This is a genomic window from Streptomyces sp. NPDC043738, from assembly GCF_056436545.1.
This window is the reverse complement of the sequence record NZ_JBWKCJ010000034.1, coordinates 28,000-39,548: the sequence shown is the minus strand read 5'-3', so window position 1 is coordinate 39,548 and position 11,549 is coordinate 28,000. Positions and strand designations below refer to the sequence as shown.

The 11,549-nt window shown below is 70.8% G+C and carries 8 protein-coding genes; 1 reads left to right on the top strand and 7 read right to left on the bottom strand.

Annotated features, from left to right (window positions below):
* Window position 1 precedes the first annotated feature (1 nt).
* Both AC0680_RS32320 and AC0680_RS32315 read right to left on the bottom strand, forming a co-directional pair.
* Window positions 2-403 (bottom strand): VOC family protein, encoded by a 402-nt coding sequence (locus tag AC0680_RS32320; RefSeq protein WP_478635891.1) that lies wholly within the window; start codon window positions 401-403, stop codon window positions 2-4.
* 347 nt (window positions 404-750) lie between these two features.
* Window positions 751-1,575 (bottom strand): TIGR03619 family F420-dependent LLM class oxidoreductase, encoded by an 825-nt coding sequence (locus tag AC0680_RS32315; RefSeq protein WP_478635889.1) that lies wholly within the window; start codon window positions 1,573-1,575, stop codon window positions 751-753.
* Between the two features lie 196 nt (window positions 1,576-1,771).
* Between AC0680_RS32315 and AC0680_RS32310 the strand changes: the two genes are divergently transcribed.
* The gene (locus tag AC0680_RS32310; protein ID WP_478635887.1) at window positions 1,772-3,295 is read left to right on the top strand and encodes a CehA/McbA family metallohydrolase; all 1,524 of its coding nucleotides are present in this window, start codon (window positions 1,772-1,774) and stop codon (window positions 3,293-3,295) included.
* A 783-nt stretch (window positions 3,296-4,078) separates the two neighbouring features.
* Here AC0680_RS32310 and AC0680_RS32305 read toward each other — a convergent pair.
* From AC0680_RS32305 to AC0680_RS32285, 5 genes are all read right to left on the bottom strand, one after another.
* Window positions 4,079-5,644 (bottom strand): APC family permease, encoded by a 1,566-nt coding sequence (locus AC0680_RS32305; protein WP_478635884.1) that lies wholly within the window; start codon window positions 5,642-5,644, stop codon window positions 4,079-4,081.
* Between the two features lie 345 nt (window positions 5,645-5,989).
* Window positions 5,990-7,450, bottom strand: a complete 1,461-nt coding sequence (locus AC0680_RS32300; protein ID WP_478635881.1) for an aldehyde dehydrogenase family protein — start codon at window positions 7,448-7,450, stop codon at window positions 5,990-5,992.
* Between the two features lie 99 nt (window positions 7,451-7,549).
* Window positions 7,550-9,448: an N-acyl-D-amino-acid deacylase family protein gene (locus tag AC0680_RS32295; RefSeq protein ID WP_478635984.1), complete on the bottom strand. Its 1,899-nt coding sequence runs from the start codon at window positions 9,446-9,448 to the stop codon at window positions 7,550-7,552.
* A complete protein-coding gene (locus AC0680_RS32290) occupies window positions 9,445-10,569 on the bottom strand; it encodes an LLM class flavin-dependent oxidoreductase (protein WP_478635878.1) in 1,125 nt (374 codons plus the stop codon). Before AC0680_RS32290 ends, AC0680_RS32295 begins: the two co-directional genes overlap by 4 nt.
* Before the next feature lie 146 nt (window positions 10,570-10,715).
* Window positions 10,716-11,501 (bottom strand): SDR family NAD(P)-dependent oxidoreductase, encoded by a 786-nt coding sequence (locus AC0680_RS32285; RefSeq protein ID WP_478635875.1) that lies wholly within the window; start codon window positions 11,499-11,501, stop codon window positions 10,716-10,718.
* Window positions 11,502-11,549 lie beyond the last annotated feature (48 nt).

Here is an 11,549-nt window from a genome sequence, read left to right as displayed (position 1 = left end):
CCTACATGCCGGCCAGCAGCTCGTCGGAGTACGTCCGGGTCAGGAACTCCATGTTGTGACCATCGGGGTCGTTGATGTAGACGCCGCGACCGCCGTCCAGGGTGTTGATCTCCTGGGGCTTGTGGTGCATGGGGTCGGCCCAATAGGGCAGTTCGCGCGCCTGTATGCGGCCCAGGATCGCGTCGAACTCATCCTCGGTGACCAGGAACGCGTAGTGCGTGGGGACGAACTCACCGCTGTCGGCGAGGTGCTCGGCGTAATCGAGGGCCACCCCGTTGTCCAGCTTGAGGGCGGCGAAGGGTCCGAACGACTTCGGCTCGGGCACTCCCAGCAGATCGGCGAGGAAGCGGGCGGAGGCGAAGCGGTCGGTGCTCTGCACGATCGTGTGGTCGAGTCGAGGCATCTGGGATCTCCTTGATCTTTGTGGTCCGGTGGTCGGCGGCGCCCCCGTGAGCCCCTGGATCGGCTCGGGCAGCCGGCCTCCGGGACCGGTGATCGATCTCCTGCGGACCGTGGATCTGCGGGTCCTTCACCTTCGACGGTACGACCGCGAGCGCCGGCGCGGATCGGTCTGCGGTACCGGCACGGGCCGGTACCGGGCCTTACGCCGATGGCCCTAGGGGCAGGCCGAACCCCCCGCCCTCCCCCGGGGCACGCGCCGCCGGCTCACCTCGCCCGTTACCCACCCCGCACGGCGCGCTCCCGTACGTCACGGGTGCTGCTGCGGCGGCTGCCCGGCGCGCTGCCGGGTCACAGGTACCGCGCGAAGTCGTCCAGCGTCCGCAGCACCTCCGTCTCCCCCGCGGCGGGCAGTTGCAGGACCACTTCCCGCAGGCCCAGGTCGCGGTAGTGGGCCAGTTTTCCGGCCGAGGGCCGCACTCCGTACGGCACCACCAGCGGCTCGCCCGGGCGCCCCGCGTCCGACCAGGCCTGCCGCAGTACCGGAAGGGTCTCGGCCAGCCCCCGGCCACCGATCGGCAGCCAGCCGTCCGCGTACTCGGCGATCTGCCCGAAGAGCTTGGGGCCCGCCGCGCCGCCGATCAGCGTGCGCGGCGCGCCGTGCACCGGCTTGGGGTAGGCCAGGGACGCCCGTACGGACCCGAATTCCCCCTTGTACGCGGTTGGTTCGTCCGCCCACAGGGCGCGCATCAACGCCACCCGGTCGCGGGTCAGCTCTCGCCGGGTCGCCCACTCCACCCCGTGGTCGGCGGCCTCCTCCACGTTCCAGCCGTAGCCGATGCCGAGCGTGAAGCGGCCGCCGGAGAGGAAGTCGAGGGTCGCGACCTGCTTGGCGAGGTCGACCGGGTCGTGCTGCGTGACGAGGGTGATGCCGGTGCCCAGGGCGAGGCGCTCGGTGACCGCGGCGGCTTGCCCCAGGGCGATGAACGGGTCGAGGGTGCGGCCGTATTCGCGGGGCAGCGGCTCACCCATGGGCGCGGGGGTCTCACGGCTGGCGGGGATGTGCGTGTGTTCGGGGAGGTAGAGGCCGGCGAATCCGCGCTGCTCCAGCTCACGGGCGAGTCGGTCCGGCCTGATCGTCTCGTCGGTCAGGAAGATCGTGGTCGCGATCTGCATCTGTGGACACCTCCGTCAGGCGTGTGGGTGACGGCATGTTGCCTCAGCGTCCGACAGTTATCCACAGGCCTTTCCCTCCGCGTCACAGCCGCGTACAACAGTTTTCACGCGGTGCGACGAACCGACCGCGCAGCGGTGCGGGACCGGTACGGGACCGCTGGACACGAGACGGCACGAGACGACACGGGGGGCGGGTATGGAACGACGCGATGTTCTGAGACTTTCGGCGGTTGCGGGCGCGACGGGCGCGCTTACGCTCGGACGTGTGAGCTTCGCCGACGCGGAGCCGGCGGCCGGGCACCCCGGTGGCGGCCCGGGTGAGCAGACCCGCCGGATCACCGGCCATCTGCCGACGGGCGCGCCGGACTTCGTCTATCTACCGGTCGAAGTGCCGCGCGGGGTAAGGGAGATCGCCGTCTCCTACCGCTACGACAAACCGCCCGTGCCGGAGGGCACGGCCGGCAACGCCTGCGACATCGGCATCTTCGACGAGCGGGGGACGGAGCTGGGCGGCCCCGGCTTCCGCGGCTGGTCGGGCGGCGCGCGTTCGGAGTTCTTCCTGCGCGCCGAGGAGGCCACCCCGGGGTACCTCCCCGGCCCCGTCAACGCCGGCACCTGGCACATCGCCCTCGGCCCGTACACGGTCGCTCCGCAGGGGCTGTCCTACGACGTCACGATCACCCTGCGGTACGGCCCGCGGGGGCACACCCCGGCGCCCGTCTACCCGCCCGAGCGCGCCCGGGGCCGCGGACGCGCCTGGTATCGCGGCGACAGCCATCTGCACTCGGTCCACTCCGACGGCAAGCGCACACCCGCCGAGATCGCGGCGCTGGCCCGCGCCGCCGGCCTGGACTTCATCAATACCTCCGAACACAACACCACCTCCGCGCACCGCGCCTGGGAGGGCCTGTGGGGCGACGACCTGCTGATCATGACCGGTGAGGAGGTGACCACCCGCAATGGGCATGTGGTGGCGATGGGCACCGACCCCGGGATCTTCGTCGACTGGCGCTACCGGGCGCGCGACAACGCCTTCGGGAAGTTCGCGCGTGCCATCCGGCGGGCCGGGGGGCTGGTCATCCCGGCACACCCGCACGCCACATGCATCGGTTGCAACTGGAAGTTCGGGCTGAACGAAGCGGACGCTGTGGAGGTCTGGAACGGCCCGTACACCCCCGATGACGAGGTCACCCTCGCCGAGTGGGACAACACCCTGGTCGCACACACCCAGGGCCGCGCCGACTGGCTGCCGGCCGTCGGCCACAGCGACGCCCACCGCGACCCGGACGTCGTCGGTCTGCCGCAGACCGTGGTGCTCGCCGACGATCTCTCCCGCCGCGCTCTGCAGGACGGCATACGGGCGGGCCGGGTGTGGATCGCCGAATCCTCGATGGTCGACCTGGCCTTCTCCGTCACCGGCGAGCGCGGCGAACACGCGGGAATCGGCGAGCGTCTGGAGGTCTCCCGCACGACGCGGGTCACCGCACGGCTGAAGGTCTCCGGCGCCCCCGGCTGCACGGTCTCCTTCGTCACCGACCAAGGCCGGCTGTTCGCGACGCCGCTTCCATCGTCCGGCGAGGGCACCGTCACCTGGCAGACCACTCCGGACTACGCCGCCTACATACGCGCGGAAGTCCGCCACCCGCCGACCACGGCGGGCCTCCCGGGCCCGATGGCGGCCATGACCAACCCGGTCTTCCTGGGACGGCGGGAGGCCTGAGGAATCAGGGGTGTCTGGGGCGGTGCGGGCGCCGGGGGAGGTCGGTGTCGGGGACGGCCCGGGCGTGGGGGACGTGGCAGGTGTTGGGGCGTCCCGGACATTGGAGGTGAGGCCGGTGCAGGGGCGGCCCAGGCATCGGAGCGTGGCAGGCGTGGGGACGTTCGGGCATCGGAGGTGAGGCCGGAGTCTGAGGCGGCTCAGGTATCGGGGTGAGCCCGCTGTCCGGGGCGGCCGGGCGTCGGAGACGTGGCAGGTGTGGGGGGCGACCCGGGCACTGGAGATGAGGCCGGTACAGGGGCGGCCCAGGCATCGGGATAAGCCCGCTGTCCCGAACGGCCCAGGCGTCGGAGACGTGGCAGACGTGGGGACGGCCCGGGCACTGGAGATGAGGCCGGTACAGGGGCGGCCCAGGCATCGGGATAAGCCCGCTGTCCCGAACGGCCCAGGCGTCGAAGACGTGGCAGACGTGGGGACGGCCCGGACACTGGAGATGAGGCCAGAGTCTGAGGCGGCCCAGGTATCGGGGTGAGCCCGCTGTCCGGGGCGGCCGGGCGTCGGAGGCGAGCCCACTGTCCGGGGCGGCGCGGGCATCGGAGGCGAGCCCACTGTCCGGGGCGGCGCGAGCGCCGGTGCTGGGGGCGGTGTCGGAGCCGTCGTGGGCGTCTGACGAGGTGAGCTGTGAGGCCAACGTGCCGGGCGGGGCCTGGACGGGGTGGGGTGGGGCGGGATGGGGGGAGGGGGCAGGGGCCGGGGGGCCGCAGGGGCGGGGGCCGCCCCCGGCGCCTACTCCTCCACCACCAACGCCGGCGTAGCCCGTGTCAGTACCTCGCCCCGGAAGAAGGCGGGGCTCCTGCGTTGCATGACCAGCATGAGCACGGCGCCCAGCAGGAGCAGGCCGACCCCGATGACGAAGACCGAGCCGATGCCGAAGACCGAACTGCCGGACCCGTAGGCGGGGTTCCACATGTCGATCAGGGTCTTGGCGAAGACGGCCGCGAGCAGGACGCCGCCCAGGAACGGGAAGACCCCCTTGAAGAGCAGGTCGCGGACCGAGGTGCGCAGTTCACGGCGGAAGAACCAGGCGCAGGCGAAGGCCGTGATCGAGTAGTAGAAGCAGATCATGAGGCCGAGGGCGTAGATGGTGTCGATGAGGACGTTCTCGCTGAGGAGGCTCATCACGGTGTAGAAGACGCCGGTGGCGACACCGGCGGCGATGGTGGCCTGGCCCGGGGAGCGGAAGCGCGGGTGGATCTTGGCGAAGGACGCCGGCAGCGCCTCGTACGCACTCATCGCCAGGACCGTACGGGCCACGGGGATGAACGTGGTCTGCAGGCTGGCCGCGGCCGAGGCGAGTACCGCGACGAAGAGCAGTACGCCGAGCACGGTGCCCATGACGGGGTTGGCGAGGGCGGCGAAGACGTTGTCGGACGTGTCCGGGTTGCCCAGGCCGAGTCCCTTGTCGCCGGCGCCGGCGAACATCTGGGAGGCCACGGCGGTGAGCAGATACGAGCCGATCAGTACGAGCATGGCCAGCAGGGCGGCGCGGCCGGGCGTCTTCGCGCTGCCGGCGGTCTCCTCGTTGACCGTGAGACAGGCGTCCCAGCCCCAGAACATGAAGATCGAGAGGGACAGGCCGGCGGTGAAGGCGGAGAAGGACTGGACGGCGAACGGGTCGAGCCAGGTCCAGGAGAAGTCGACGGAGCCGGCGAAGTCGCCGGACTGCGCCTTCACCAAGGCCATCACGACGAAGACCGCGAGGACGGCGAGCTGGAGGCCGACCAGGGCGTACTGGACACCCTTGGTGGCGGTCATCCCGCGGTAGCTGATCGCGGTGGCGACGGCGATGAAGGCCAGGCACGTCAGGATGTGGGCGGCCTTGTTGCCGTCGAGGTCGGCGATGGCCTGGCTGCCGGTGAGTTCACCGAGCAGCAGATAGAAGAAGGAGGTGGCCACGCCGGCGAGGTTGGAGAGCACGATGATCGTCGCGATCACCAGCCCCCAGCCGCACATCCAGCCGATCCGCGGCCCGAAGGCCTTGACGGTCCAGGTGAAGGAGGTGCCGCAGTCCGGCACGGCCTTGTTGAGCTCGCGGTAGGCGAAGGCGACCAGCAGCATCGGCAGGAAGCCGGCGAGGAAGACGGCGGGCATCTGCAGCCCGACCTCGCCGACCGTCGGGCCGAGCGTCGAGGTGAGGCAGTAGACGGGGGCGACGGTGGAGATGCCGATGACCGCGCTGCCGAGCAGGCCTACGGAGTTGCCGCTGAGGCCCTTGCTGCGGGTGTCACCGCCGGTGGCGCCGACGCTCGTTACCGTGTCTCCGGTCTGGGGCCGGGGGTCAACCTGAACCATGAACAGGACGTTAAGCGCTGCTGTATTCGTATCCGGAAGATCAAACTCCGCAACGGTCGCCTTCATTACACAGGGGAGCCGACGCGCCGCCCACCCCATATCAAGATTAGTTGCAGAATCAACCTTTGATTCGATGGCCGCGCGTCGCCACTTCCGCATTGCGGGAATCGCAGCACTGTCCGTTTTGCCACGATTCAAAATTTTCCCGTCCGAATTTTGAACACCACATCTCGCTCAACGGAACTTCCGGTTCGCCCACCCGGCTCCGGTAGCCTCCTCCCGGCCCCGCGACGCCCTGGCGGCCCCACGCCCCGACGGGCACGCCCCGACGGCCACGCCCCCGTCTCACCCCGGCCACACGATCGCCTGCAGCTCGCTGTACGCATGCAGCGCATACGAGCCCACGTCCCGCCCCACCCCGCTCCTCTTGAACCCGCCGAACGGCGCCTCCATGTTCCGGCCGACCGTGTTCACCCCGACCCCGCCGGCCCGCAGCCGCCGGGCCACCCGGAAGGCGCGGGCCACATCGCCCGACCAGACGTAGTCGATCAGGCCGTAGTCGCTGTCGTTGGCCAGGGCCACCCCTTCGTCCTCCTCGTCGAAGGGAAGGGCCACGACGACCGGGCCGAAGATCTCCTCCCGCACCACGCGCATCTCGCGGGTGCAGTCGGCGAGGAGCGTCGGGGCCACATAGAACCCCTTCTCCTGCGCGGGCCGCTCACCGCCCGCGACCAGGCGGGCGCCCTCCTTGCGGCCCAGCTCCGCGTACGACTCGACCCGGTCCCGGTGCGCGGCCGAGATCACCGGCCCGACGACCGTGCCCCGCTCTCTCGGATCGCCGACCGCGAGCCGGCCGATGTACCGCGCGAGCCCGTCCACCAGCGCCTCGTACACGCCCCGCTGTGCGATCACCCGGGTCGGCGCCGTGCAGATCTGCCCGCTGTAGAAGGAGAAGGTCGTGCCGATGCCCCGGACGGCCGACTCCAAATCCGCGTCGTCGAAGACCACCGCCGCGCCCTTGCCGCCCAGCTCCATGAGCTGGCGCTTCATGCCCCGCCCGCAGACCTCGCCGATGCGCTGCCCGACCGCGGTGGAGCCGGTGAAGCTGACCATGTCCACGTCCGGCGAGTCGACGGCCGCCTCACCGACCTCCACCGACGCGCCGCTCACCACGTTCACCACACCCGGCGGCGCGCCCGCCTCCGCCAGCGCGGCAGCCATCCGGTACACCGACAGGGGATCCTGCGGGGCGGGCTTGACCACGACCGTGTTGCCCATGGCGAGGGCCGGGGCCACCTTGCCCGCCGGATTCGCCCAGGGGTTGTTGTAGGAGGTGATGCAGGTGACGACGCCGACCGGCTGGCGTACCGCGAGCGCTCCGATCACCGCCGCCCCGCCCATCGGCCCGGCCTCGTTGATCTGCGGCACGAGGGCCTGCTCGACCGGCTCCAGGGCTCCCTTGGCGTAGCGGCGGAAGCGCGCCACCGCCACCCCTACCTGCATGCCCCGCGCGGTCGCGGTCGTCGCACCGCTCTCGGCCTGCGCCAGCTCGGCGTTCGCGGCGAAGTCGCGCTGGATGACGTCCGCGGCCCGGTCGAGGATCGCGGCGCGCTCCTCCGGCCGGGTACGGGACCAGGTCGCAAGGGCCTCGTGCGCCGCTGCGGCCGCCTCGTGCACCTGTGCACGGGACGCCTCCGGCGCGCGCCCGACGACCGACTCCCGCGCCGGATCGATCACCTCGTAGTGCCCCTCGGCCGGCTCGACCCACTCGCCGCCGATGAACAGCTTCCCGTCCGCAACCGTCACTTGGCACCCCCGGCCGTCACTCGGTGCTCTCCTGTCGCCACTTGGCTCTCGCCGGACGTCACTCGGTGTCCCCGGTGGCCGCCAGGCGCTCGCCCGCCGTCACTGGGTGGCCACCGTCCTGGTGTCCCGCCCCGACCGCAGCACCCTGCCCGGCACGGCGCCGGTCACCGCGTCGTCACGGATCACCTCGACGCCGTTGACCCATACCGCGTCGACGCCGATCGCCGTGGAGTCCAGACGGGGGCTGTCACCCGGCAGGTCGTACACGAGCGTCGCCTTGCCCGCGTCGATGGTCTCCGGGTCGAAGAGCACCAGATCGGCGTGCCAGCCTTCCTGGACGCGTCCTCGCTCCCGCAGGCCGAAGAGCCGCGCGGGGTCGTCGGTGAGCATCTTCACGGCCTGCTCCAGGCCGACCAGCTTGCGGCCGCGCAGGCAGTCGCCGAGGAACCGGGTCGTGTAGGGGGCCCCGCACATCCGGTCCAGGTGCGCGCCCGCGTCCGAGCCGCCCAGCAGTACGTCCTCGTGCTGCCAGGTCTCGGCGCGCAGGGCCCAGGATTCCGGGTCGTTGTCGGTCGGCATGGGCCACAGCACCGTGCGGAGCCGGTCGTTGGCGCAGATCTCCACCAGGCAGGCGAACGGCTCCTGTCCGCGCTCGGCGGCGATGTCCCGCACGACCCGTCCCGTCAGGCCCTCGTTGGCCTCGCTGTAGGTATCGCCGATGACATAGCGGCCGAAGTCGGCGAGCCGCCGGAAGACGCCGGCCTCCTTGCTGTCCGCGCGCCGCAGCATCTCGGCGCGCACCTCCGGGTCGCGCAGTCTGGCGATCCGCTCGTCGACGGGCAGCCCGAGGATCTCGCCCCAGCCGGGGATCAGGTTCAGGGCGCAGAAGGTGCCCAGCGACATGTTCATCGGCGTCAGGATCGGCATCGTCAGCGCCACGATCCGGCCGCCGGCCTTCCGGGCCCGCTCACCGGCCTGGAGCTGGCGGGGCACGCGTTCGGGGACGGCGGCGTCGATCGTGAGGACGTTCCAGTTCAGGGGCCGCCCGGCCGCCGCGCTCATCTCCACGAACAGCTCGATCTCCGCGTCGCTGAACTGGTCGAGGCAGCCGGCCACGATGGCTTCCAGCTGCGTGCCCTCGTGCTCGGCGACGGCCCGCGACAGGGCGAGCAGCTCGGCCGGCTTCGCGTGCCGGGACGCGACCGGCGCGCCGTCGCCGTCGGAGTGGGTGGACGACTGGGTGGTGGACAGCCCCCACGCCCCCGCCTCCATCGCCTCGTGGAAGAGGGCGAGCATCTGTGCCATCTGCTGCTCGCTCGGCTGTCCGCCGATCGCGTCCGCGCCCATCACATAGCGGCGCAGTGCGCAGTGCCCCACCATGAAGCCCGCGTTGACGGCGATGCGCCCCTCCAGCGCCTCCAGGTACTCCCCGAACGAGCTCCAGTTCCAGGGCGCGCCCTCCTCCAGCGCCACCAGGGACATGCCCTCCACCTTGGACATCATCCGGCGGGTGTAGTCGGCGTCCTCGGGCCGGGCGGGGTTCAGGGGGGCCAGGGTGAAGCCGCAGTTGCCGCCCGCGACGGTGGTCACGCCGTGGTTGAGCGAGGGCGTGGCGTAGGGGTCCCAGAAGAGCTGGGCGTCGTAGTGGGTGTGCGGGTCGACGAACCCGGGCGCGAGGATCCGGCCGTGGGCGTCCTCGCTCGTCGCGGCTTCCTCGCGCACCGTCCCGGGTCCGGCGATGACGGCGATGCGTCCGTCGCGTATGCCGACGTCGGCGACGTACCCGGGCGCGCCCGTCCCGTCCACGACGGTCGCGCCCTTGATCAGGTGGTCGAGCATGGCGGCGGTGCCTCCCCTTCGGTTGCCGAATCCTTCTGGTGCCGACCTTCCGGCGCCGAACCTTCCGGTGACCGGGCGCCCTGCGCCCCGGACGCGCCCGGACGCGCCCGGACGCGCCCGAACGCCTCGGTCACCGTGGCGACGCCCCGGACGTCTCAGTCGCCGGCCGACTGCCGGAACCGGGTCGTCCGATGGACCGGATCCGTGTCGATCTTCGGGATCACGTGCTCGCCGATGAGCTTGATGGTGTTCATGGTGTCCTCGTACGACACCCCGATCGGCAGTCCGAAGCTCAGCTGGTCGGCGCCGGCCTGCTCCCAGCGCTTGCACTGCCGGAGCACCTCGTCCGGATCGCCGCAGATCATCAGCTCCTCGGCGATCAGCAGCTCGATGATCTCGGCGGTGTAGTCGGGCAGCAGCTCGGGCCACTCGGGGATGCCCTCGGGCCGCGGGAAGGTGTCGTGGTAGCGGAAGACCAGCGACTGGAGGTAGTTCAGCCCGCCGTTGACGGCGATCTCCACCGCCTTGTCGTGCGTCTCGGCGCAGATCGCCGTCGAGGTCACCATCACGTTGTCGTTGACGAAGTCGCCGATCGGCTCGGCGTCGCGGACGGCCGTCTTGTACTGCTCCAGCACCCACTCCATGTCGGAGACCTTCTGGACGCTGAAGCCCAGCACCCCGAGCCCCTTCTTGGCCGCCATGGCGTACGAGGACGGCGACCCGGCCGCGTACCACATCGCCGGGTGCGAGGCTCCGTACGGCTTGGGGAAGATCTTGCGCGGCGGCAGCTGCCAGTGCTTGCCCTGGAACCCGGGGTACTCCTCCTGGAGCCACATCTTCGGGAACTCGGCGATGGTCTCTTCCCAGATCTCCTTGGTGTGGTTCATGTCGGTGATGCCGGGGAGGAAGCCGAGGATCTCGTGGGACCCGGCGCCGCGCCCGCTGCCGAACTCGAACCGTCCCTCGCTGAGGTGGTCGAGCATGGCGACCTTCTCGGCGACCTTCACGGGGTGGTTGACCTGGGCCAGCGGATTGAAGATCCCCGAGCCCAGATGGATCCGCTCGGTGGCGTGCGCCAGGTACCCCAGGAAGACGTCGTTGGCGGAGAGGTGCGAGTACTCCTCCAGGAAGTGGTGCTCGGATGCCCAGGCGTACTTGAAGCCGGAGGTGTCCGCCTGGATGACGTACTCGGTCTCCTCCATCAGCGCCTTGTGCTCCGCGAGCGGGTCGGTCTCGGCCCGCTTGCCCACGTATCCCTGTACAAAGAGCCCGAATTCCAAGGAGGTTCACCGTCCCGAGCCAGTTTCTGACGTAGCGTCAGATTCGATGTGTGAGCCGACTGTTCCATCGCCCGCCAGGGGCGTCAATAGCCGCCGCACGGCTTGTCTGACTATCCGTCAGGTATGTCGGACGGGCTTCCCCGCCGTCACAGGACGCTGACCCCCGCCAGCCATCCGCCGTCGATGACGAACGGCTGCCCGGTGATGTACGACGAGTCCTGGCAGGACAGGAAGAGCGCCAGTCTGGCGACCTCCTCCGGCTGCCCGACCCGCCCCAGCGGGACGAGCTTGGCGTAGAGCTCGCCGAGGGCCTGCGCGGCCGCCTCGCCGTCCGCCTCCGGATCGAGCTGTGCCGGATTGCTCATCGCGGTGTCGATGGCCCCCGGGCACACCGCGTTCACCCGGATCCCCTTGGCGGCGAGTTCGAGCGCGGCGACCCTCGTAAGGCCCACGATGGCGTGCTTGGTGGCGGTGTACGCGCCGACGTACGCCATGCCCGTGACGCCCGTGTACGAGGCGGTGTTCACGATGGTCCCGCCGCCCGCCGCCTCGATCTCGGGCGCGACGCTCTTGATACCGAGGAAGGCGCCGACCTGGTTGACCTGGATGACCTGCTGGAACTCGTCGAGCGGGGTGCTGGTCAGCTCGTTGAAGCGCAGGATGCCGGCGTTGTTGACCAGCCCGTCGACCTTCCCGAAGGCCCGCTTGGCCGCGGCGACGGCGACCCGCCAGTCGTCCTCCCGGCTCACGTCCAGGTGGACGTACGCGGCCCGCCCCTCCCCTATCTCCCTGGCGAGGGCCTCACCCTGGTCGTCCAGAACGTCGGCGAGGACCACCCGCGCGCCCTCGGCCGCGAAGAGCCGCGCCTCCTGCTCGCCCTGCCCGCGCGCCGCGCCGGTGACGATGACGACGCGTCCGTCCAGCTTTCCCATGACAGCCTCCTTGGCCACTCGGTTCAGGTGCGGAAGGTCGGTTCAGGT

What these genes read in the sequence shown, in the direction of transcription:
- AC0680_RS32305 (WP_478635884.1), bottom strand. Translation starts at nt 5,644, where the DNA reads ATGGTTCAGGTTGACCCCCGGCCCCAGACCGGAGACACGGTAACGAGC.
- AC0680_RS32310 (WP_478635887.1), top strand. Translation starts at nt 1,772, where the DNA reads ATGGAACGACGCGATGTTCTGAGACTTTCGGCGGTTGCGGGCGCGACG.
- AC0680_RS32315 (WP_478635889.1), bottom strand. Translation starts at nt 1,575, where the DNA reads ATGCAGATCGCGACCACGATCTTCCTGACCGACGAGACGATCAGGCCG.
- AC0680_RS32320 (WP_478635891.1), bottom strand. Translation starts at nt 403, where the DNA reads ATGCCTCGACTCGACCACACGATCGTGCAGAGCACCGACCGCTTCGCC.
- AC0680_RS32285 (WP_478635875.1), bottom strand. Translation starts at nt 11,501, where the DNA reads ATGGGAAAGCTGGACGGACGCGTCGTCATCGTCACCGGCGCGGCGCGC.